The organism is Paenibacillus sp. FSL H8-0079, from assembly GCF_037991315.1.
Lineage (GTDB): Bacteria > Bacillota > Bacilli > Paenibacillales > Paenibacillaceae > Paenibacillus.
Genome location: NZ_CP150300.1, coordinates 709,726 through 733,423, shown reverse-complemented (window position 1 = coordinate 733,423; position 23,698 = coordinate 709,726). Strand labels below are relative to the sequence as shown.

General features: G+C 47.4%; 20 protein-coding genes. 8 read left to right on the top strand and 12 right to left on the bottom strand.

The window, feature by feature from the left end:
* Positions 1-5: 5 nt before the first annotated feature.
* Together MHI06_RS03415 and MHI06_RS03410 are read left to right on the top strand one after the other, a co-directional pair.
* Positions 6-1,130 carry an endospore germination permease gene (locus MHI06_RS03415; RefSeq protein ID WP_340400423.1) on the top strand — a complete coding sequence of 375 codons (1,125 nt, stop codon included), beginning with the start codon at positions 6-8 and terminating at the stop codon, positions 1,128-1,130.
* Positions 1,131-1,176: 46 nt separating this feature from the next.
* A complete protein-coding gene (locus MHI06_RS03410) occupies positions 1,177-2,286 on the top strand; it encodes an endospore germination permease (RefSeq protein ID WP_340400421.1) in 1,110 nt (369 codons plus the stop codon).
* A 91-nt stretch (positions 2,287-2,377) separates the two neighbouring features.
* On the opposite strand, the gene bcp is transcribed toward MHI06_RS03410, so the two are convergent.
* The 4 genes from bcp to MHI06_RS03390 are packed head-to-tail and all read right to left on the bottom strand — an operon-like array spanning position 2,378 to position 5,522.
* On the bottom strand, positions 2,378-2,842 hold the full coding sequence (gene bcp / locus MHI06_RS03405; RefSeq protein WP_340400420.1) for a thioredoxin-dependent thiol peroxidase: 465 nt from the start codon (positions 2,840-2,842) through the stop codon (positions 2,378-2,380).
* Positions 2,843-2,888: 46 nt separating this feature from the next.
* Positions 2,889-3,674: an ABC-2 family transporter protein gene (locus MHI06_RS03400; protein WP_036614076.1), complete on the bottom strand. Its 786-nt coding sequence runs from the start codon at positions 3,672-3,674 to the stop codon at positions 2,889-2,891.
* A gap of 5 nt (positions 3,675-3,679) precedes the next feature.
* Positions 3,680-4,474 carry an ABC-2 family transporter protein gene (locus tag MHI06_RS03395; RefSeq protein WP_036614077.1) on the bottom strand — a complete coding sequence of 265 codons (795 nt, stop codon included), beginning with the start codon at positions 4,472-4,474 and terminating at the stop codon, positions 3,680-3,682.
* Between the two features lies 1 nt (position 4,475).
* Positions 4,476-5,522 carry an ABC transporter ATP-binding protein gene (locus tag MHI06_RS03390; RefSeq protein ID WP_062837593.1) on the bottom strand — a complete coding sequence of 349 codons (1,047 nt, stop codon included), beginning with the start codon at positions 5,520-5,522 and terminating at the stop codon, positions 4,476-4,478.
* A gap of 128 nt (positions 5,523-5,650) precedes the next feature.
* On the opposite strand from MHI06_RS03390, the gene MHI06_RS03385 reads away from it, so the two are divergent.
* Positions 5,651-6,694: an LCP family protein gene (locus tag MHI06_RS03385; protein WP_340400419.1), complete on the top strand. Its 1,044-nt coding sequence runs from the start codon at positions 5,651-5,653 to the stop codon at positions 6,692-6,694.
* A 131-nt stretch (positions 6,695-6,825) separates the two neighbouring features.
* A complete protein-coding gene (locus MHI06_RS03380; RefSeq protein ID WP_340400418.1) occupies positions 6,826-8,145 on the top strand; it encodes a glutamate-1-semialdehyde 2,1-aminomutase in 1,320 nt (439 codons plus the stop codon).
* A 137-nt stretch (positions 8,146-8,282) separates the two neighbouring features.
* Here MHI06_RS03380 and MHI06_RS03375 read toward each other — a convergent pair whose 3' ends face one another.
* Complete coding sequence (locus MHI06_RS03375) at positions 8,283-9,677, bottom strand: PLP-dependent aminotransferase family protein (RefSeq protein WP_340400417.1); 1,395 nt, start codon at positions 9,675-9,677, stop codon at positions 8,283-8,285.
* Positions 9,678-9,836: 159 nt separating this feature from the next.
* Between MHI06_RS03375 and MHI06_RS03370 the strand changes: the two genes are divergently transcribed.
* From MHI06_RS03370 to MHI06_RS03355, 4 genes are all read left to right on the top strand, one after another.
* Positions 9,837-10,772, top strand: coding sequence for a DMT family transporter (locus MHI06_RS03370; RefSeq protein WP_340400415.1), 936 nt, complete (start codon positions 9,837-9,839; stop codon positions 10,770-10,772).
* Between the two features lie 114 nt (positions 10,773-10,886).
* Positions 10,887-11,993 (top strand): endospore germination permease, encoded by a 1,107-nt coding sequence (locus MHI06_RS03365; RefSeq protein ID WP_340400413.1) that lies wholly within the window; start codon positions 10,887-10,889, stop codon positions 11,991-11,993.
* On the top strand, positions 11,974-13,446 hold the full coding sequence (locus tag MHI06_RS03360; RefSeq protein ID WP_340400412.1) for a spore germination protein: 1,473 nt from the start codon (positions 11,974-11,976) through the stop codon (positions 13,444-13,446). The genes MHI06_RS03365 and MHI06_RS03360 overlap by 20 nt, the downstream gene beginning before the upstream one ends.
* Complete coding sequence (locus MHI06_RS03355) at positions 13,443-14,639, top strand: Ger(x)C family spore germination protein (protein ID WP_340400411.1); 1,197 nt, start codon at positions 13,443-13,445, stop codon at positions 14,637-14,639. The genes MHI06_RS03360 and MHI06_RS03355 overlap by 4 nt, the downstream gene beginning before the upstream one ends.
* A 69-nt stretch (positions 14,640-14,708) precedes the next feature.
* Here MHI06_RS03355 and MHI06_RS03350 read toward each other — a convergent pair whose 3' ends face one another.
* The 7 genes from MHI06_RS03350 to MHI06_RS03320 all read right to left on the bottom strand — a co-directional run bounded on the left by MHI06_RS03350 (position 14,709) and on the right by MHI06_RS03320 (position 23,516).
* Complete coding sequence (locus MHI06_RS03350; RefSeq protein WP_340400410.1) at positions 14,709-15,125, bottom strand: sensory rhodopsin transducer; 417 nt, start codon at positions 15,123-15,125, stop codon at positions 14,709-14,711.
* A gap of 370 nt (positions 15,126-15,495) precedes the next feature.
* Positions 15,496-16,737: a rhamnogalacturonan acetylesterase gene (locus tag MHI06_RS03345; RefSeq protein WP_340400408.1), complete on the bottom strand. Its 1,242-nt coding sequence runs from the start codon at positions 16,735-16,737 to the stop codon at positions 15,496-15,498.
* A 72-nt stretch (positions 16,738-16,809) separates the two neighbouring features.
* Complete coding sequence (locus MHI06_RS03340) at positions 16,810-17,649, bottom strand: carbohydrate ABC transporter permease (protein ID WP_169482734.1); 840 nt, start codon at positions 17,647-17,649, stop codon at positions 16,810-16,812.
* 2 nt (positions 17,650-17,651) lie between these two features.
* Positions 17,652-18,554: a sugar ABC transporter permease gene (locus tag MHI06_RS03335; protein ID WP_169482735.1), complete on the bottom strand. Its 903-nt coding sequence runs from the start codon at positions 18,552-18,554 to the stop codon at positions 17,652-17,654.
* A 141-nt stretch (positions 18,555-18,695) separates the two neighbouring features.
* The gene (locus MHI06_RS03330) at positions 18,696-19,979 is read right to left on the bottom strand and encodes a sugar ABC transporter substrate-binding protein (RefSeq protein ID WP_169482736.1); all 1,284 of its coding nucleotides are present in this window, start codon (positions 19,977-19,979) and stop codon (positions 18,696-18,698) included.
* Between the two features lie 221 nt (positions 19,980-20,200).
* On the bottom strand, positions 20,201-21,754 hold the full coding sequence (locus MHI06_RS03325) for a response regulator (protein ID WP_340400406.1): 1,554 nt from the start codon (positions 21,752-21,754) through the stop codon (positions 20,201-20,203).
* The gene (locus MHI06_RS03320) at positions 21,729-23,516 is read right to left on the bottom strand and encodes a histidine kinase (protein WP_169482738.1); all 1,788 of its coding nucleotides are present in this window, start codon (positions 23,514-23,516) and stop codon (positions 21,729-21,731) included. The genes MHI06_RS03325 and MHI06_RS03320 overlap by 26 nt, the downstream gene beginning before the upstream one ends.
* Positions 23,517-23,698 lie beyond the last annotated feature (182 nt).

Genomic DNA, 23,698 nt, shown 5'->3' with positions numbered 1-23,698 from the left:
ACATCATGCTTGAAAAGGGACAGATCGGAATAAGACAATTATCCACCCTAACATTTATGTTAGTGGTTGGAGATATGATGCTGATCTACCCCTCCGTCATCACGTCCTATGCCAAGCAAGATGCTTGGATATGTGCCCTTATTGGTGTCCCACTCGGGATGGCTCTCATGGCCCTGATTATGAAATTGGCCAGTATGCATCCGGGGAAAAATCTGGTGCAGATTGCCCGAAGTACTTTGGGTTTTTGGCCTGGCACCCTTTTTTCATGCTTCTACCTGTTCTTCTTCTTGATTGGTACATCCACACATACCCGGGAGGTTGGTGATTTCATGACCTCCCAAATTTTTCAGTATACGCCTATACGTGTCATCATTCTCATGTTTGTTATTGCTATCGGATGGGGTGTATACCATGGCTTGGAGACCATCGCGAGAACTAGTGAACTGCTCATGCCCATCGCTATATTGTTCATCGTGGTACTCGCCTTCTGTCTTCTGCCACAGGTGGACACCAGTAATCTGGAGCCCGTAACAGATACGGGCGTTGTATCCATAGCTCAGGGTATTCTGGTGAGTATCATATACCCCATCGGCGAAACCATTCCCATTTTGATGATCCTGCCCTACGTTGCAAGAAGCCGCCATCGTATGCGTGACATCATTATTTCTGCGGGGCTGGGCAACCTGATCCTTGCTGTTCTGGTTACGATATCCATGCTCGTACTCGGACCTTTTCTTACCCAACACAATATATACGCTTCCTTTATTTTGTCTCAGAAGATTAGCATTGGCGGATTCTTTGAGCGAATCGAGGTGATCATGGCTTGCTCGTGGCTCATCTCCACCTATTTCAAAGCAATGATCTACTTGTATGCCTTTATTGTTGGATGTGCAGAACTCTTCAAGCTAAAGCAGTTCAAGATGCTCATTCTGCCATCGACCATGCTCGTATATGGAATGGCCAATCTCATAGCGCCTAGTCTGACGTTTATCATCATCACCATCGTTCCGTACTGGGTAGATTGGGATACCACGTTAGGTATCATACTGCCGGGTATGCTGGTTCTAATAACCTTAGTGAAGTCGCGCAGAAAATCCAATTCACAACCCCAACCAACAACGGAAGGATAATTTTGAAAGATGCTAAAGTATTAATCCACGGGAAGGAGTATAGAACATGTTGATGAAAGAAAAACTCACGATTCGGCAGTTCACCCTGCTCACTTTCCTGGTCATGGTTGGAGATATGGTTCTCATCTATCCTTCACTCGTTACCGCAGTAGGCAAGCAGGACGCATGGTTTTGTTCTCTAGTTAGTCTGCCGATCGGTGTTGGTATCATGTGGATTCTGTACAAACTCCATCGAACATATCCTCAGTTGAGTCTTTTTGAAATTTGCAAAAAAATACTCGGGACATGGGCTGGTTCCGTGCTTTCAATTGCTTATCTATTTTATTTTGCCATTGGTGCATCCATATGTGTCCGTGAGGTCGGTGACTTCTTGACTACCCAAATTTATCTAAAGACCCCAATTCGGGTCATTATTCTGATGATCATTTGCACCCTTGCCTGGGGGCTTATTCATGGTTTTCGGACTATTGGGTTAAGCTCCGAACTGTTGACCCCTGTCGTTTTGTTGTTTATTATTTCTCTCTATTTGGGACTCATGCCTCAAGCTGAAAGCGCAAATCTGCAGCCGTACTTTAACACACCCTGGATACATCTTGTGGAATCAATCATCCGCGCAGCATTTACTTCCTTTGGCGAGCTTATCGTTCTCTCCGTGTTTCTCCCATATGTAAATTCAGGGCCTCATTTTAAGCGGGATTTTCTGTTAGCTACTTTCTTCGGAGGATTACTGTTAAGCTTGCTATTGCTCATTTCGCTCATGGTGATGGGACCTATACTGACGCAGCATAGCATCTATATCTCATACGCCCTTTCGCAGAAAATTAATATAGGTAATTTCTTCGAACGTATCGAAGCGTTCATGGCCATCGCCTGGTTAATATCTACCTATTTCAAAAGTCTGCTATATCTATTCGCCTTTGTGCTGGGAACAGCACAATTATTTCGATTAAAGACGTATAAACCTCTCATTCTGCCTTCGGCTCTGTTATTATTCGCCCTCGGTGTCCTGATTGCTCCAAATGTTATTTTCTACACCACTACGATCATGCCTGCTTGGGTAGACTGGGATATCACCGTCAGCTTCATTATCCCGCTGTTCCTCCTGCTGGTTCATCGCATTCGTTCCAACAAAAGGAAGCAAAACAATTCCCTCTGATTGAAAAATCCGAATATGCAAAAGGCTGTGTTCACGGCAACTTCCGCGAGCACAGCCTTTATATTATTGGTAAATATTTTACCTGGGTAGCCTATATGGCCTTCAGCGCTTCAAGGGCCGCCTCAATATGTCCTTTGACCCGAACTTTGGACCAATCCTTGATCAACGTCCCCTCTTCATCAATCAGAAATGTAGAGCGAACCATCCCCATATACTCTTTTCCATACATTTTCTTCAGCTGCCATACACCGTATTGCTCGGCTACAACGTGCTCTTCATCCGATAACAAAGTGAACGGAAGTCCATATTTGGCAATAAACTTGTCATGTTGTTTCATCGGATCGGTGCTGATTCCGAGAATGACCGTGTTCAGTCCTTCAAATTCAGCATGTCGATCCCGGAAATCACAAGCCTGTTGCGTACAGGACGAAGTCATATCCTTGGGGTAAAAATAAAGCAGTACCCGCTGTCCGCGGTAATCCGAAAGCTTTACCGGTTCTCGCGTACTGGACGGAAGCTCAAAATCCGGTGCCAATTCGCCTATATTTAACGTCATGTCAGTTCCTCCCTAAATCTCCCCCATGAATTGCTATAGGGCGTTATTATGAACCTGCTCCGCGATACCGCTTCACGCCAAAATTCCACAGAAGCAAGCCCATGGAGCCAAACACCAATCCCATCACAGGTGTAAGCAGCGCCATGCGATGCATCTCGGACCTTTCCAAGAACAAGGCTGCGGGATAGATCCCCACGAAGGCAAACGGAATGATCCAGGTTAACAGCACCTGAATGGCACGGTTATAGATCGTTACCGGGTAGCGTCCGTATCCTTGAATGTTATACATCAACGGCAGAATACCTGTTGGCGCATCCGAGTAAAAGGACAACGAAGTCAGTGTGGTATAGATACCCGCATAGATCATGACTGAGCTGAGTGCCAAAATAATCAATGCAGGGATATGCCACCATTCCAGCATCAGACCCATCTCTGCTCCGCTAAAGATCATGATGATCAAGCCGATAAACGAGCCCACGAGTGCAGGCGGGTCTACATTTTCAAGCAAGATCTGGAACAGATTATGTGCAGGGCGTGTCAGGATCCGATCCATCTCACCTTTGACGATGTACCGCTCACTGAATCCCCACAGATTAATAAAGCAACTAAAGATGCCATAGGGCACCATAAAATATCCATACACAAAGAGTACTTCACTCTCACTCCAGCCGCCCAGGTTATCCGTATGACGGAAGACCACGAAGATAAAGATCAGGTTGGTCGCCTGGAACAGCAGATCCGATAAGATCTCCACCCAGAAGTCGGCACGGTACGTAAGACGTGTTTTCATGTAGTTCTTCAAATATTCCCAGATCAGACCCATATAGTACATATCCGTTATCCCCCTTGCACGAACAGACGCTTGCGCGCCTTACGCCAGATCAGTACCATCGGAAGCAGCAGCACGGCAAACCAGAACACCTGAATACCGAGTACACTCCAGATGGCGGTACCTTCCACTCTTCCAGTGAACACGGAACCGGGCAGATACGTAATGGCCTGAAAAGGCAATACCTTCATCACCGCGGACATCCAGCCTGGATACAGGCTGATCGGGATGATTAGACCGGAGAACAAATCAACCACGACGCGTTTCATACGCATCATGCCTTCATTGTTTTCCACAAAGAATGCCGCCAGTCCCGTTATCACATTAATCTGGGAATTAATGAGGAAACTGAAGAACAGCATGACGAGAAAGCCAATCCAAGCGGATGGCGCCGTAGGCAATTCAACCGGGAACAACAGAATGGCAATAAGCATCCCCGGAATCATGAGCAGCAGGAAACGGAAAATGCCTTCGCCAAGACCCTGCATCATTTTGACCATAACGTAATTGATCGGCCTGATGAATTGAATCGCAATGGAGCCATCCCGTATGTCTGCGGCAATCTCCCGATCCAGGTTGTTAAAGTAAAAAGCACGTGCCATCCAGGATACGGCGATATACGTGGTCATCTGCGCTGCCGTGAAGCCGCCAAGTTCACCACTGCTACCGTAAATGGCTTGCCAGGTAAAGTAATACACGCCGATATTCAGCGTATATATCAAAATGCCGGAGTAATAATTCACCCGGTATGCCAGCATCGTTAGAAAACGGATGCGCATAAAATCAATAAATGCACTATTCATCTCAGGATACACCCACCGCTTCTTTCCCTGCTCCCACAATCTCGGGACGCTCTGCGGAACCGGATTGGTATATACTGCGCACAATCTCATCCGTGTTGATCTCGATAATCTGAATATCGGTAATATCAGCTTGTCCAACGACACGTCCGAGTACATCCGAAACGTTCAGTTCCAGCGGAATCCATACGGATGCGGACAATTCATTCTCAACCGTCCAACGTACAGGCAATGCCGCAGTCCATTCCTGCATCTGACTAATGTTGTGCGCTGAACCGAATTTGAAGCGGATTTCCCGTTCTTTGCCCCATTGGGACTTCAGATGATCCAGACCCCCATCATAGATGATGTTGCCTGCATCAAGCATGATGACCCGGGAACACAAGGCCTCAATGTCCTGCAAATCATGGGTTGTGAGCAAAATAGTCGTTCCATGCTCCTTGTTCATGTCTTTCAGGAAATCTCGAATCTCCGACTTCACGACAATATCCAAGCCAATGGTTGGCTCGTCCAGGAAAACAATACTCGGGTTATGCAACAAGGCTGCCACCAACTCACAGCGCATGCGCTGACCGAGACTGAGCTTACGTACCGGACGGCTTAACAGGTCCTGCAGCTGCAGCCGCTCAACCAGTTCATCCAGACGTTTGCGGAAATCAGCCTCTCCTACACGATATACTTTGCGCAATAAATGGAAGGATTCAATAACGCCAATATCCCACCACAATTGACTGCGCTGACCAAAAACAACACCAATATTCTGTACAAACTTCTCCCGTTCCTGATACGGAACATATCCACCAACCGATATTTGCCCTGAAGTAGGCACCAAAATGCCGGTCAACATCTTAATTGTTGTTGATTTACCGGCACCGTTCTCCCCAATATATCCGCATATTTCGCCTTGCGGAATCTGAAATGAAATATCATTTACAGCCAATACCTCCTGGTATTGACGTGCAAACAGGTCTTGGAATGCGCCCTTCAGCCCACCTCGGCTTTTCTGGACGCTAAACGACTTGCGCAAATCTTTGACATCAATCGCCAGCATGATTATACCTCACTTGGATTTTGTTGAAATTGCTTGTAGCCCAAAAAGAAATTATAATGGTATCAGTCAAAATTCAGCAATACCCGAACTCGTTTTTTATTTCATCTCAAATACAAAGGAGAGCTAGCATGACCAGAAAGACGAAGAGAACCATCTGGATTTCTCTTGCCGCCTTCGTGTTAATTATCGGAGGAGCAGCGGCATACTATTTCGGTTCTATTCTCAATCAGTTGGACGGTTTGGCAAAGGACGGTGACGATTCACCCTTCGCAGGTATCGAAAATGTGGAGAAAGTAAATACTCCTGACCCACCAAAATGGGAAGGCACAGAAACGGTAAATATTCTCGTTATGGGTGTCGATGCACGTGGATTGAAAAAAGGCGAAGTTCCCCGCTCCGACAGCATGATGGTCGTATCGCTTGACCCCCTTACCAAAAAAATTAATCTGTTCTCCATTCTGCGCGACACATACGTCGATATTGACGGGTATGGCAAGGAGCGGATCAACACAGCCATCACCCATGGCCCTAACGCAGCAATGCAAGCTGCCGGTGACCTGCTTGGCATTCCTGTACAGTATTATGTGTATACGGATTTCCAAGGATTCATCAAATTGGTGGATGCCGTTGGCGGTGTCGATTTTGATGTGGAGAAGGACATGCACTATACAAGTAAAGCAGACAATAATGAATACGATATTGATCTCAAAAAAGGGTATCAGCATCTGGATGGCGAGACTGCGCTCATGTACGTTCGTTTCCGTCATGATGCGATGTCGGATTTTGCTCGTTCCGAACGTCAGCGTGAATTGCTGAAAGCTGTAACGGCGAAAATGCAGTCAACGACTACCATTGCCAAGCTGCCTGCCATTCTGGAACAGGTCAATCCGTATGTGGATACGAATCTCACGCTTTCTGATATGTGGAAGCTCGGTGGACTTGGATACCAAAGCAGCATGAATGGCAGTGAGCAAATTCCGCCAATGAACCTGTTGAAAGAAGAACGTACAGCAGGCGGAGCACAAGTATTGACGGTTACAAATGAAGAGAAGCTGAAGCAGCATATTCAGGATATTATTCATCCACCTGCTACAACGGATGATAGTACGACCAGCACCGAAGATAAAACAGCCAGTGGTGACGATCAAAAGTCAGAGCAACCGGCTCAGTAATGTAAACATGCAGAGGGCAGCCATTACGCTGCCCTCTCGTTGTGCCCGGCTATATCTTTATGAGAAAATCATCATATCTTTCTGTAGCTTGTTATTTTATTATATTTTGAATTACGAAAGGAAGTTATCTTATGAATACATCACGTTCCCGTTCCGAACTTTTATACGCAGAAGCACTCGAACATATTGTTGGGGGTGTTAACAGCCCTTCACGCTCGTTCAAAGCCGTTGGTGGCGGTGCACCTGTATTTATGAAAAAAGCCCAAGGCGCTCACTTCTGGGATGTCGATGACAACCATTATATTGATTATCTGGCCGCTTACGGTCCGATTGTTACAGGACATGCCCACCCTCATATTACACAGGCAATTACGGAAGCAGCAGCAAATGGCGTGCTGTACGGTACCCCGACAGAGCTTGAGATCAAGCTTGCCAAAATGCTGAAGGAAGCTATTCCTTCCATGGATAAAGTTCGTTTTGTAAACTCCGGTACAGAGGCGGTTATGACTACAATTCGGGTCGCTCGTGCCTACACCAAACGCAACAAGATCGTAAAATTCGCCGGATGTTACCATGGTCACTCCGATCTGGTGCTTGTAGCTGCCGGTTCAGGCCCGTCCACGCTCGGTATTCCCGACAGTGCGGGAGTTCCAGCCAGTATTGCACAAGAAGTCATTACTGTGCCTTACAATGACCTGGAAGCCCTGAAAGATGCTTTGGAGCGGTGGGGTGATGATGTTGCCGCGGTCATGGTTGAACCCATCGTTGGTAACTTCGGTATGGTTATGCCGGAGCCTGGCTTCCTGGAAGGCCTCTGTGCCATGACACGGGCTAACGGTTCACTGGTTATCTATGACGAGGTCATTACGGCTTTCCGTTTCCATTACGGTTCTACTCAGACGTATGCCGGACTCGATAATCATGCAGAGATTGAACCGGATCTGACGGCTCTTGGTAAAATTATTGGTGGCGGCCTGCCAATCGGTGCTTACGGCGGCCGTAAACACGTTATGGAGCAGGTTGCTCCGCTCGGCCCGGCTTATCAGGCGGGAACGATGGCTGGTAATCCTGCATCCATCTCGGCTGGTATCGCTTGTCTGGAGGTCCTGCAAAGTGCGGGTGTATATGAAGAGATGGAACGTCTTGCTATCGACCTGACAGCAGGCCTGCAAGCTTCTGCTGACCGTCATGGCATTGCACTAACGATCAACCGGATTCGTGGTGCATTCTCCACCCACTTCTGTGACCACCCAGTTACGAACTACGATCATGCTCAAGACACGGATGGAGAGCTGTTTGCTTCCTTCTTCCGTCACATGCTGGACCGTGGCATTAACCTCGCTCCGTCCAAATATGAAGCATGGTTCCTGACCACGGCTCATACAGACGAGGATGTTCAAGCTACTTTGGAAGCCGCAGAAGCTTCCTTCAAGGCAATGGCTCAGGAATAAATCGGATTAATTTCATTCACATGTAGCGTACAAGCTGTATGATTGATGGATAGCAACTCATGGAAAAGGCGTCCAACAAGTGATTAACTTGTGTGGACGCCTTTTGTTATTTACGGACAACACTGCGATTCTTCACGTTATCTCTGCCTAATCTGAAGTTTCAAAATTTCCTCCCGGATCTTCTGTATTCCTTCTTCGATTCGCTGCTTCGGCACATTGGAGATGTTCAAGCGCAGCATCTGATCCTGATTCGCCTGATATGTTCCCTCCGGATAATACCGTTCAGTCGTATCAACGATGACTCCGCGCTTTTTGAGCCGGGACACCAGAACACGAAGCGGCATATCACCCGCCAAAGGCAATATGGTATGCTCTCCTCCTGTTCGAGGAGCCTCCATAAATGGAGCAAAATCTGGATATGAGTCCAGTTGCTCATGCACCGTGTTCATCCGGGTAGCATACCGGTTACGGATCACTTTCCTGTGATGGGCAAACATACCGCTGTGCACATAGATTTCGAGAGCAGCTTGAGACAGGACGGAAGTGTCGATATCGATCATTTTTTTGTACGCACCAAAGGACTGGATTAAAGGTGCGGGCAGAACAGCTACACCAATGCGTAAGCCTGGAAACAAAATTTTGGAGTAACTCTTCAGATAGATGACCCGACCTTCCGTATCATAAGACCATAGCGGGTCCTGTTTCGTGTTGTCCTCCAGATCGGCCAAATAATCGTCCTCCACCAGATAGACATCGTACCGCTGTGCTAGCCGGATTAGTCTCTTCTTCTCAGCAACCGTTAACGAAGTGCCAATCGGATTGTGAAAACGTGGCATGACATAAAAAAACTTGATATCTCCCTCAGCAAACTGACGTTCAAGCGAGGCCCAGTCCAGTCCATCCAGGGCACGTCTCACACCGGCAATCGGCACATTCAACCCACTCAGCAGGGAGGGCATATTGTGATAGGTCGGTAGTTCCACCAATACTTTTCTCTTTCCATTGGGAAAAGGCATCAATGCAAGTACAGCCAGTGCCTGTTGCACACCTGATGTGATAAAGAACTGCTCCGTTCTCGCAAACACCTGATAATCCGCAAACTGCTTCTGCAACAGCAGAATAAGCGAAGGTAATCCCTGATCCGTTCCATACATGAATAACTCTGCCTGCTTCTTCTCCATCGCCTGATCCACACAATGACGAAAGTCTGCATAAGGGAACACCCTTGGATCGGGAGCAGCCGAAGCGAAGTCCAATGCTCCCTGCCAGTCCATGTCCCGAGCACCTGTCCCGTTCTGTACAGCATAATAGCCAGATTGAGGTATGGCATACACCAAATGCCGCTGCTCCAGCCACTCATATGCACGAATCGCCGTACTTACACTGCATTGATATTGTTCTGCTACAACTCGAACTGCTGGCAGTCGAATGCCCTTATCTGCCCACTGGCGACGATCCTGCTGCTGCATCTGTTCCTGAATCCACCGCTTTAATGCTTCGGCAATCACTTCGTATTTTCTCAATGCACCCATCCCTCTCCAACAACTGTACCGATACAGTTCAACCTTTTATCTATTGTAGCACGATGCACCCGGCAGTATATTGAATAAGGCCAGCATGTGCCTCGAACCTGACATATTTCAAGATAATAAAAGATAAAACGCTATGACTACTGTATTGGAGGAGCATTCATGAACACAACACACACTAGGGGATACGCTTATATCGCAGCTATTCTATACGCGGCTATTATAGGTCTATCTTTTCTATTTGTTAAAATGACCGTCACTGTTGCACATCCGATTGATGTGCTTGCCCACCGATTCGCCCTGTCGCTGATCGTTGTCAGCATTCCTGTCATTTTTGGCTGGATCAAAATACGACTGAGCCTTCGTGATCTGTGGCGAATTATTCCACTGGGGCTGCTATCTCCCGTTTTATTTTTTGCCTTTCAAGCCTTTGGACTCGTATCTTCCAACTCATCGGAAGCCGGTATTATTCAGGCTATGGCTCCTGTATTCACACTCGTTCTCGCTTCAGTCTTCCTGAAGGAACGCACATCCACGATGCAGAAGCTGTTCCTGCTTCTGTCTGTCGCTGGAGTGGTTTTTATTTTCATGATGCAAGGAAGTGTCATGTCAGTGGGTAACCTGAAGGGCATTGCATTATTGCTGCTATCCACAGTTTGTTTTGCAGGTTATGGTGTGCTTGCGAGACCATTAGCCCAGAAGTATAAACCGATGGAATTAACATGGGTCACACTGATGGTTGGCTGTATTGTGTTTAACGCCGCTTCCCTGATCCGACATGCGTCCAGCGGTTCCATGATGGACTACATCAAACCACTTGGTGATGCATCCTATCTGGGTGCACTCGCTTATCTGGCGATCCTATCCACCATGATCTCCACCCTGCTCGCTAGCTATGCCCTGACCCATCTGGAGGCTTCTCAAATGAGTGTATTCAGCAATCTGTCCACACTCATCTCCATCGTAGGGGGTGCATGGATACTGAACGAACCTGTTAGTGGCTATCACTTTATCGGAGCATTACTGATCATCGCCGGTGTACTTGGCACCAATATGAGCGGGAGGAAACATAGGCTGGTCAATGGGATAAAAGCGTGATCCTTTATGGAAATATTTTCTTTGTTTCGTTATTTCTACTAACAGTATGATAAGACTTCATCACGTTAACACTGCTGAGAACAGACCATAAGGGAGAGAGAGGTTCCCCTCAGCATGAAACCTACCAAACCTTCATTTTTGCAAGCTTTAATGCTCATTATGCTAACCATGGGCCTGATCAGTCACGTGTTGATTATCCCTGCCCTGCTGGCTACGGCCAAGCGGGATGCATGGATATCGATTCTGGTGTCTGCAGGTCCTTTTCTGCTGTTCACCCTCATGCTTGCTTATGTCTCCCGACAGCTTCAGCACCAGACGCTAAATAATTGGCTGACCACACATCTGGGCAAACCAATCGGAATGCTCTTCCGTATTGGCAACAGCCTCTTCTTTTTATCTGTCATCTATTTCACCTTGTTTGATACAACCACATGGGCCAAAACAAATTATTTGCCTGACACGCCAGTCATCGCGACAAGTATAGCCTTGATGGCGGTATGTGGATATACCGCCTATAAAGGCATGCGATCACTGGCTTTCACAGCAGGATTGTTGTTACCTGTTGTTGTACTGCTTGGCTTTTATGTCGCCATTGTAAATATACAGTACAAGGACTACAGCCGATTGTTACCTGTGCTTGAACATGGATGGACACCCGTTTTTGAAGGTACACTCTATAGTCTGGCCGGGATGTTCGAACTGCTGTTCATCTGGTTTATTCAGCCTCATCTGAGCTCTCGTATTCGATTATGGCAGTATCTGCTGCTTGCATTCATCATGATTGGATTAACACTGGGTCCATTAATTGGGGCGATTGTTGAATTTGATCCGTTTGAAGCAGCCAAAATGCGTTATCCGGCTTATGAGGAGTGGAGAATTGCTTCCTTGGGCAAATACATTGCACAGACTGACTTTTTTTCCATCTACCAGTGGCTAGCAGGCTCTTTTACACGGATTTCCCTCGCCATGTATATTGTGGTTGAGATTTGGAATATTAAAACCGCCATTAGAAGACAAGCTGCCTGCGGGGCACTAACAGTCCTGTTCATTATGATGATGTTATATCCTATGGATGATATTACTTTTGAATTAATGCTGGTACATTATATTTTCCCGTTGAATGTGTTATATCTGGGCAGCCTTGGTGTCATCGCAACGGTTGTTGCCTGGTTCAGTTCGCGCTCTCAGAGGAGGAAACATCATGGAGCACACACGGATTAACCTAGAGTCCCATGAAGCACTGCTTATCTCACTACAGCAGATGTTCCAGCCTTGTGCCGACGTTGTTGTCCAATCCTACTCCGTTGGTAATCATCATCCGATTGTGCCTGTTATCATGTTATATTGCGAAGGTCTGACCGACATTCAGCAGATCAACAAGTTCATCGTACCGCGTCTTGAACAAACTGAGATAACTGCCAATATCCCCTTGCCTTCTGAACTAAGGCTCGCATTGAATCCAATTCAGGATATTACAGATATACCCAATATCAATCATCTCCTGTTCAGCGGACAACTCATATTGTTCTTCGGTAAAGGTGATGCCGCCTACAGCATGGATATCGCCTCAATCCCGGGCCGTTCACCGGAAGAATCGGCGATCGAAACCTCCGTGAAAGGCCCCCGTGACGGGTTCACCGAAGAACTCAGCACCAATATCGCACTGATCCGCAAACGAATGAAGACCGACTCGATGTGTTACGAAAAGTTTGTGAAAGGAAAACGAACCCAAACGTCTATTGCGTTATTGTACATTGATGACATCATTAACCCCGACATTCTGAGCGAAGCCCGTAAAAATCTGGATCAGATCGACATTGATGGCGTGATCGGAACGTCTCTGATGGAGAGAAGTATTATGGGTGAAATGAAAAGTATTTTCCCACTAACGGACAGCACGGAACGTCCGGACTATGTGGTAGATTCTCTGCTTAACGGACGCTTTGCCGTCTTGTTTGACGGGTCTCCGATCGCTACCATCGCACCCACCACTTTATTTAACCAACTCAAGTCACCGGAGGATGAAAGTACCCCTTTCTTTATCGTCACCTTTGAACGTATTCTGCGAATCGCCGGATTGTTTATTGCCTGTTTTTTTCCGGCCTTCTATATTGGATTAACCAGCTTCAATGTGGAACAGATTCCCCTGCCTCTCTTGGCAACCATCGCAGGCACCCGAATCGGTCTGCCTATGCCAGTTACGCTGGAAGCTTTTCTGATGATCTTCATGTTCGAATTGTTTAACGAAGCGGGACGTAGGCTCCCCAGGGCTTTAGGCCAGACGGTCAGCGTTGTTGGGGGGCTAATTATCGGGGACGCTGCCATCCGCGCAGGTATTACATCTCCGACCATTATTGTGACTGTTGCGATCTCCGTGATCTCCAGCTACATCCTGGTGAACTCCGTTCTAAGTGGCGTTACCTCCCAGATTCGAATCTATATGCTTCTGGCCTCTTCTGTTCTCGGATTATACGGGTTCATGATTGGGCTATTCGCGCTAATTGTGCATCTGGTTTCTCTGGAATGTTATGGTGTGTCCTATCTGTCGCCCGTGTCCCCATTCATTCGGGGAGATTTCTCCCATTCGGTGTCCATGTTGCCTTCCACACGTCGCAAAAAACGACCAACCGCCCTTCATACGCAGGACTCCACTCGAAGAGGGGGAGACTCATGAAGTGCTCTATAACAGTAGTATACTGGAGCAAAAAAATTGGACTGACTCTGATCGCCTGTACGCTGACCTTTCTACTGTCAGGATGTTGGGATTCGAAGGAAGTGCAAAGTATTAACTTCATCACGGCCCTGGGCATTGATTATGTGAAGGACCACTATGTGGCCTATGCGCAAATGATTGATTTTTCGAGCATTGCCAAACAGGAAGGGCCTACGCCCAGGGAAGAAAGTGACATCTGGATCGGCCAGGGTGAAGGCATAACCTTAAATATGGCGGTAAATGACTTGTATCGCAGCTCGCAGCAGCAGACCTTGTGGACACATGTGAAAGCAATCGTATTAACTCAAAATGCAATGGATGGACATTTACAAGATATCTTCGACACCCTCCTGCATTCCGGCCAGCTTCGTTACACCCCTTGGATCTATGGGACAGAAGACGATATGAAGGATCTGCTCTCTTCCTCCGCTCTCCTGAATCAGTCCGCACAGACCATTGAATTGTTTGAGCCCATGAAGCTGTACAGGCAATATTCTGCGTTCGAACCCATTCGGTTGCATCAGTTGCTGGATGGATTTCGCGAGCCTGCCTCGACGATTCTTGTCCCATCGGTTACCAATATCAATCGTACATGGACCTATCAGGATAAGAAGCCTCCACTTGTTCAGATGAATGGATTCTATGTCATCACCAGTGGGGAAAATCAAGGGAAAGTGGATGCCGAGAAGGCCACTGGAGCAAGGTACGTTAACTATGACAAAGTCTATCAGTATCCTCTATACGTTCATCAGGATAATGAAAAGGTACCCCGTCTATCTCTTATGCTTCGCAACCCACGCACGATCATGCGAGCCAGGAAAGACGGGAATGGAGTACGGTTTGACCTAACTACGACGGTAAAGGGCACCATCATTGAAGATCATGGTACACCACGGCCTACCCGTACAATGGAACAAGAAGCGGAGCGGCAAATACAGAACGAGATTCGCAGTACTTTTCAACAAACACAATCCATGAAAATCGACACCTATGGTCTGGTCGAACACTTGTATCGATACAACCATAAGTTATGGGCTGACCATGCCAACAACCGCAATAACCCACTAGAACAGTTCAAGCTTGGAACCGTGGACGTTCAAGTGAACATTCTTAATGCGAATACCTACAAATACAATCCATCCTCAGAAAAGTAAAGACGGCTCCGTTGCCCGGATCACTCAGGGCTGGAACCGTCTATTTGCATTCATATTTGCTACTGTCATCTATGCGATGGGAAAAGCAATTACGCTCATTAACGCCAATTCAGGCTGGGTCGTGTCCAAGCGGCTGTACTGGATGATGACAGGGATGTTGCTCGAAACAGTGATGGCATAAGGTACGCCTGACGGGATAGACTGCTCTCCGGATCGGAGCGATGCGGTACGAATATGTTTGGTCCTTCTTGCTGGCACTTCAGCGACGATATCTTCAAGTGGATCTCTATCTTCAAAATAGATCGTGATGTGCAGCTCCGCATCTGTTGCACCTGTGTTTAATACGCAGATGCTCTCATGACTCTCCAGTGTGCCGCTACTCTTCGGCGGGATATAGCCATCCGGAATCACCCAATAGGTGTGACCTGTAGCTGCTGGAGCCGTCTGATGGGCTGAAGTACCTTGTTTGGTCGGGTCCAATGTCATTTGAGTATATCCTCCAATAATTAAATTAAAAACGTGGGGGCGGCTCGCGATGCAGTCGCTTCGGCGGGCGGATCGGGCCGTGGGCCGCTGTTGGCTCGGGATTTCTATTCATTCCCCCTCAGCAGGGGAAATCCCACTCCAAAGGCGGACACTTCGCTCCCTCTACCCGATTCCGCCCTCCTTCGCTGCAACGCTCGCCGGAATGATTTAAAAGATTATTGCCTTCGCTACTCGCTGGGCAACTTTGCTGGCTCGTTAATTCGTTTAACTCGCTTCGCGTAAATACAGACGCACAGGACTTAAAATCCTGCGGTAAGTTATCTCCTAGAGTAGTAAAATCAAGTCCTGTTCAACTTCTACGATTACTCTCCTACCGCAGATACATTTGCAGCGGTTGCAATTGTAACTCGCGGATGGCTACTGCCACCTGCTGGGCAAGGCGTGAGGCGCCGCGCTCCTGAAAGTGTGTGTTATCCTCCACTCCTGACGGGAAGTTCACATACTCGCCTGGTAGCACCCACATAAAGTCGTCCTTGGTGCCTTCCACGCCCGCCTGCTCGAACAGAAGACGGCTGCGCTCAGCCAGATCGATCAATGGAACATCTTCCTCTTGCGCCAGCTCACGCACGGCGATGATATAATCGCCATGGGTATCATTCAATGTGCCGTCGTCCGCGAAATAGCGCCGATGCACCGGGGTCACGAGCACTGGACGAGCCTTGGCCTCGCGGGCAGCATCGATATACTCTTTCAAATATTCCTTATATGTTGTGAATGGGTCGGTCCCACGTTCAGGGTCCGGCTTCTCATCGTTATGTCCAAATTGAATAAACAAAAAATCTTCGGGCTTGATCTGCTCCATAATGGCGCTGAGTCTGCCTTCATTGATAAAACTGCGGGAACTTCGGCCTGACTGGGCGTGATTATCTACTACCACATCATGTTTGAACTGTGCAGGCAACAGCTGGCCCCAACCACAATACGGATACCCACTTTCCGGCTGATCCGTTACAGTTGAATCCCCGGCAAGGAATACGGTCATGGTCTGATTCGCAAGAGTAACCTCCAAAGCATTAATTCTAGGTGCAGGACCGGAAAATGACAGACGAAGTCTGCCGCCGCGAACAACCACCGAGAATCTAACCTCTGCGTATTGTCCGGGAAGTGTGCGAATGGTTGGCAGTACAAGCCTGCCTTCACCAGCTTTCACGCGGGTCACTGTCTCAGCCAATTCATCCCCTGCAACGAGTAATACTTGGTAGGTTCCATCGGGAAGATCTACGATGAACGATGCTTTGAGCGGAATACAGAAGCTTGAACGCAATCGGGCAGACATGGTCGTCTGCCCCTGATTGCTCTGAGTTTGTTTCGTGGAATAAGACACATCGTCATCACTAATGCGTTGTTTTTCATACACTAGAGAACCAGCTTCGAATCCATACCCTCCACGGTCCTCATATGTGGTTGTTGCAGTCACATTCAGATAATCTCCTGTCTCTTCTTCTCTTCCCGAGTCCGGTCCAAAGTTAAACTTCCAGCTGGTCACGGACACTGCCTGGCCCTCTGCCGCTGCCTCCATGGCAACGGCCTGACTACCCTGAGCTTTATTCAAAAGCGACAACCTCCTTGTTTAACTTTCGTAACGTTCATTCGGGCAAAGATATGAAGATGCATTGAATCCTGCTTATCCTTTCAATCCACTGGTGCTCATTCCTTGAACAATCTGTTTCTGGAAGATGAAGAACACAGCTACAACCGGAACCAGACTGACGATGGACATGGCGAACATCGCGCCCCAGTTGGAAGCAGATTCGCTATCCAGGAACATTTTCAGCGCCATCGACACGGTGTATTTATCAGGTGAGTTCAGGTACAATACCGGACCGAGCAGATCCTCCCATCTCCAGTAGAAGGAGAAGATGGCTGCAGTCGCCAGAGAAGACTTGATCAGTGGCATAATAATCTGAATATACAGTCTGAATTTGTTACATCCGTCGATGGTCGCAGCCTCATCCAACTCCTTCGGAATCGTTCGAATGAACTGTACCATCAGGAAGATGAAGAATGGCATTCCGAAGAATGTAGGGACAACGATTGGCAGAATCGTATTTAGCCAACCCAGCTTCGTGAAGATAATGTATTGAGGAACCAATACCACGTCATGTGGCAACATCAGTGTTAACATCATCAAGGAGAACCAGAATGTACGTCCCTTGAAGTTAAGTCTGGCAAATCCGAAAGCGATCAGCGATGACGATATCACGGCACCGATGGTCGAAATAATTACGATAACAAGTGAATTGGTGATGTAATCCATAAACGGTCTTCCAGCGGTACCTTTCCAACCATCCACATAGTTACTCCAAATCCACTCGGTAGGGAACAGGGTATCGGCAGTGACGAATATCGTACGACTTTCCTTGAATGAACTGAAGAGCATCCAGAGTACGGGATACAACATCAGGAGGGCAAGCGCTGCAACGAACAGGTGATAAATGGGCCATTTTACATTTCTCCAAACCATCGTTACTTCCCTCCTTCAGATTCGTAGAACACCCAGTACTTGGATGTTAAGAATACTGCTACTGTAAGTCCACCAATCATAAGAAGCATGATCCAGGCCATGGCCGAAGCATAACCCATGTTGTTAAACATAAATGCCTGACGGAACAGATACAGGGAGTACAGCATCGTACCATCCATTGGACCGCCTTCTCCTTTGGAGATAATGTAGGCTGGTACGAACGTCATGAATGCACCAATCGTTTGCATAATCATATTGAATAGAACGATCGGGCTAAGGAGCGGCAAGGTAATGCTGAAAAATTTTCGAATAGGATTCGCACCATCTACACCTGCTGCCTCGTACATCTCAGTCGGGATATTTTTGAGACCAGCGAGGAAGATCAGCATGGACGAACCGAACTGCCACACAGACAGAGAGATAAGCATAACGAGGGACGCATTTGGGTCACCGAACCAGCTTATAGGCCCAATCCCGATTGCCGTTAGTGCGCTGTTAACAACACCCTCATTACTGAAAAGGTTACGCCACATAATGGATACGGCCACACTACCACCGATAATGGATGGCAGGTAGTACAGTGTCCGGTACGTTCCAATCATACGAGAGCCAGTGTTCAGGACCATCGCTACGAAGAGAGCAAAGATCAATCTTAACGGTACCCCAATGAATACATACAGAAACGTCACTCTGACCGAATTCCAGTATTTCGGGTCATCAAAAAACATTTTGGTGTAGTTATCGAGCCCAATCCACCGCGGAGAAGTGAACAAGTTATAACTCGTGAACGACATATACAGGGAAACAAACATGGGGATGAGCGTGAAGCCCAGGAATCCAATAATAAACGGGCTGATGAACGCATATCCGGTTAAGTTTCTACGTAGCGATGAATACTGCCTCAATGGAACGAACCTCCTTCATGGATCAGCTTGCTGCCTCAATCCTTGCTTCGGGTTATCTGGACGGGGAAAGGCCCTCGCATTCGCGAGTAGCCCCTTTCCCGACCATCCCTGCAGTGGGACGAGCAAGCTATCATTCAACTGTTATTTATTGTTCGCAAGTACAGATTCGGCGTTCTTGCGGAAAGTTTCTGCTGCCTGTTCGGGTGTAATTTTGCCAAAGTTCAATTCTTCAACCACATCTGCCAGGGAAGAGATTACTTCAGGTGAACCAACCGGTGGCGGAGGGCTCATTGGTGAAGCCTTAGGCTCCATCGCTGCTACGAATTCAAAGACCTGTTTCGTTGCATCACTCAGCTCAGGTGCGATGGCTTCTTTGATTGCTCCTGAGATTGGCACACCGCGCTCACCTTTGATCAGTTTGTTGGCTTCCACATCATTCACCCAGAAATCGATGAATTTAGCTGCTTCTTCCTTCACTTTGGAGTTGGACGTCACACCCCAGTACATACTTGGCTGCATATAAAGTCCTTTTTCCATATCCGGTCCTGGCATTGGAGCGATTTCGAGTGGACGGTTCGCGACTTGTTGCAAGGCTACGAACTGGTTGGACCATTGCCATACGCCAATTCCTTTTTCCTTCACCAGATCCGATTCCTCAATAATGCCTTTGGTTTGGTTAGCTACATCCGGTGTAGGTGCTGCGCCCTGCTCGATCATGCGGCGCATGAGCCCGAAGAACTCCACAAACAATTGATTATCATCATAGCCAAGACCTGTTCCTTCTGCATTGTAAAGCGACAATCCTTTGGTACGCAGGAAGTAGTGGAAGAAAATATCCGGAGCTATCCCTCCATCCAAATACAGACCTTTATCTGCGGTTTGTTTACCCAGTGCTTCGTACGATTCCCAAGTCATATTGTCAGGGATTGCATCCACGCCTGCTGTTTTAAGCAACGCTGGATCATACTGGAAGCCCAGAACGTTAACACCGGCAGGTACACCGTATTGTTTACCGTTAATTACACCTGTGCTGATAACATTCTCGGACACATCGTCCACTTTGATCTGGTTGCCCAGATAAGGTGCTAGATCCTCAAGTTGACCATTCTGTGCATATTGGCTGATGTAGGAAATATCCATCTGAACGATGTCAGGCAACTGATTTGCCGCTGCTTGTGGTGCGAGCTTTTTCCAGTAGTCATCAAATGAAGCATATTCCACGTCGATTTTGACATTCGGGTTTTTCGTTTTGTACAGGTCGATGACCTTCTGTGTATATTCATGCCTTGCATCCGAGCCCCACCAAGCGATCCGCAGGGTAACTGAGTCATCTCCAGATGCTCCTTCAGTTCCTCCACCTGAGCTACATGCCGCTGTAAACACGAGCAAAGCAGCCATCATCAGGAATATTGCCTTTTTCACCATGTCAATCTCCCCTTTTATGTTGATATGGTTGTGTGAACGAGTTATCCCTCCGTTACTGATAACGCTTTCACAAACTTGTTAATGTCATTTTCGCAAATGTACGACCATAGTTGAATACACAAAACCGTCTTGTTGGTTCAAAAAACAGAGGAGGACAACAGTCCCCCTCTCGGCGCTGTTCGTCCTCCTCAGACATGAATCACATGATTGGTAGTCCATTGTTATATGCCGATCCTACGGAATTCCGTAGGTGTCATACCAGTCCACTTTTTGAACACCTGACTGAAATATTGTGAATTCCCGCCGAATCCGAACAATTCAGCAAGCTCGAATACTTTCACATCCCCGCCTCTGCGAATATGGTCACATGCGCGTTCAATGCGCAGACGATTCACGTAGTTGGAGAAATTCTCGCCTGTGACTTTTTTGAAAATTTTGCCCAAATAATCTGGATTCATATACAGCATCTGATGGGCGACTCCATTGAGCGAGAGATCTGCCTCTCCATAATGACGATCCACGATATCCATCATCTTCTCCACGGCAGAAGACTGGCGACTGATATGATTTTTGTAATAACCGGACGTTAATCGGGCTGTACTGCTTGCTACAAAAGACTTCAAACCAGATAACGTATCGATATGAGGCAATTCTGCCATACGTTGGGTGAATTCCGTTGCCTCCTCAGGCGGACAGACATGAACCATCGCCGAGTAGAGCTGTACTACGTAAGAGCGAGTCACCTCAATTTCCAGCTGCTGACGCGATAATAGATCAAACAGACGATCCACTTCTACCGCTGTTTCCTCGGTATTGCCCGATTTGATCAACTGACACAGTTGCTCCGCATCCTGTTCTACATGCACCCCGTCGCATTCTCCGGCCAGTATCAGATCATTCTTCGTAATCAGCTTGCCTTCACCGATAAAGAAGCGATGGTTCAGATACTGCAACGCCTCACGAAACAACCGCCGGGACTGAATCATTCGATCTGCTTCACTCAGCGCAGCGGTCACTTCCAATTTATATAGTCTGGTAAATGCAGCCCGAACCTCTTCAATACTTTCTTTCAATCCAACCGAATCAGCTGAATCAGCCAGCAGAATCAGGAGTTTGCCTTCAATGGTTGTGCTTAACAGTACATGTGGGAGCAGGTCGCTGGCAATATTTTTAATCGCAAATAAGTGACTGTAATCATGTTCATCCACAATTCGGAACAGCAGTAATCGAACCGCGTTCTCTTCAAGCTCCAGATCGAACAGCTCCTGATAATACTCCAGATCAACCGGACCATAGGTTCGGTTGGTCATGAACTCCAGCAGAAACTGCTCCTTCACATGCGGAAGCACCCGTTGCAGCCGCTGTTTCATCTCACCAGCAACATGCTCTTTCACCTGAGCATCCTGATGCTCCTGCAACAGTTCAGTCAGCGCATCATGGATCTGATTCTCGTTACAGGGCTTGAGCAAATAATGCTTCACACCATATTGCATCGCTCTGCGGGCATATTCGAATTCTTTATAGCCGGATAACATAATGAAGCGCACACCCGGATATGCTTCGGATGCCTTCTCTATGAGCCCGAGACCATCCAGGCCCGGCATGGAAATATCCGTAATGATAATATCGGGTCTCGACTGCCCGATTTTGTCCAATGCTTCAATTCCATTCCTCGCCGTGCCCACCAATTCCGTACCTGCCGCGGCCCAATCGACCACTTGAGAAATCCCTTCCAGAATGACACGTTCATCATCTACGAGCATCACTTTGTACATCGTCATCGTCCTCTCTAATCCAAGGTATGCTGATCGATACTACAGTTCCTGATCCGGGCTTGCTGCTCATCACCATTCCACCTTCATCACCGAAGGTCAGTCTGATTCGTTCCTGGATGTTAGATAACCCAATGCCCTGTCCTCTTGTCTGAATACGTCCTTCATGTAGTTGTTCCAGGAATTCCGGTGTCATCCCCGGACCATCGTCCTCGACTTCAATAATCACCTTATCTCCATCTGCTCTCGCCCGGATCCGAATCCGGCAAGGGTCAATGCTTGGTTCGAGTGCATAGTGTATGGCGTTCTCCACCAAAGGCTGTAATGTTAACTTCGGAATTCGCGCCGTCCCAACCTCTGGGGCAATCTCCATGTCGAAATCCAGTCTTTCCTCAAAACGAGTGCGCTGAATCGTCACGTAACTGCGGACAATATCCAGCTCTCTTTCCAGCGTGATCCACTTCTCGGTCATATTCACAGAACTGCGCAGCAGGAATCCAAGCGCCTCAACCATTTCCGAGATCTGTCGTTGCTTCTGTACTTTGGCTAGCCAGTTAATGGATTCAAGCGTGTTGTACAGAAAATGGGGATTAATCTGCGCCTGAAGCGCTTTCAATTCGGTCTCACGAATCACCAATTGCTTCGCATAATTCTCATCAATTAATTCACGTATCCGTTGAAGCATCATCTTGAATGTGCGATGTAGCAGTCCGACCTCATTCTGTGGAGATATCGGAACATTGCCAAGGGCTGCCTCCTCCAGTTTATCCAGATCGCCTTTTTCGATATTACGCATCTTTTTGATCAACTGTGCAATCGGGTGGGTAATGCTGCGAGAGAATCTCGCTCCAATAATAAGCGCTGCGAGAAAAATCATGATAAAGATGACCGTGACCAACTGTTTGACAAATTGGACCTGTTTGAACATCTGGTCAAACGGGGTTGTGTACAAATAAGTCCAATCCGAATAGGAAGAATGGGCCCGGGCAACAAAGTGTCTTCCCTGCTCCAACATCGCAATTCCGTAGGGCTGGGTGCGCTTCAATTCAGATTCAATCTCAGCTTCACTGACTGTTGATTCTGTTGGGTAGATCACTTCTTTTCCATCCGTAATCAGTAGTTGAGAGTCCTCGGCTGGTTCTTGCATCTGATCCTGTACAATTCGGTCCAGACGTACGCGGATGATCAATGTCCCGAGGTCTTCCAATGTAAACGCTCCGCCAATAAAGGATTTCACCTGTCGGACGGACAAAAGTCGGGACTGTTTATCCCCGCTGGTATGCCAGGCATTGGAGCCCGAGTATTGCTGTCCCAGTGCAACCAGTTCCTTCTGCTTCGACTCCGAAATTCCCTCCCGATTTCCTGCGGCCATAACGTTATTATCATTATCGATAAATAACATGGAATAGACGTATTTTTCGGAACCCGCGTAAGCGACTAGCCTGTTGGTGATCTTTTTACGCAATCCATTTTTCTCATAACCCGTTTCGACCTTTTTCAGTTGGAGCAGATATTGTTGCAGCGGCTCGTCCGACATCACCTTGAAGGAAAGATTGGAAATCTCACGCAGTTGGTTCTCAATACCTACCGAAGACATATTAAGGACCTGTGAGGATTTCTCATAAATCTGGCGGTCGTAGATACTGAACACATATCGGAGTACGGACGCATAAAACGTAAAGCTGATTAGCATCAACAGTCCGATGAGAAGAATCGTTTTGTGATGAATCGGCAGTGTTGTGAAAGCGTTCTTAATTTTACTCATCCTAAGCGCTCCTTTGGCTTGCGAAGGGTGCTATCGTGCTATGGGTTAGTGGTTTTATTGTAAGTTATTTTCATATTTACACATCCATGGTCATCTGACAAGATATATTTATGCAACATTTGAGGTCATTAGAGAAGGTATACACCTATGTAAGGAACTCTCACAGAACGTAAAACAGCCAG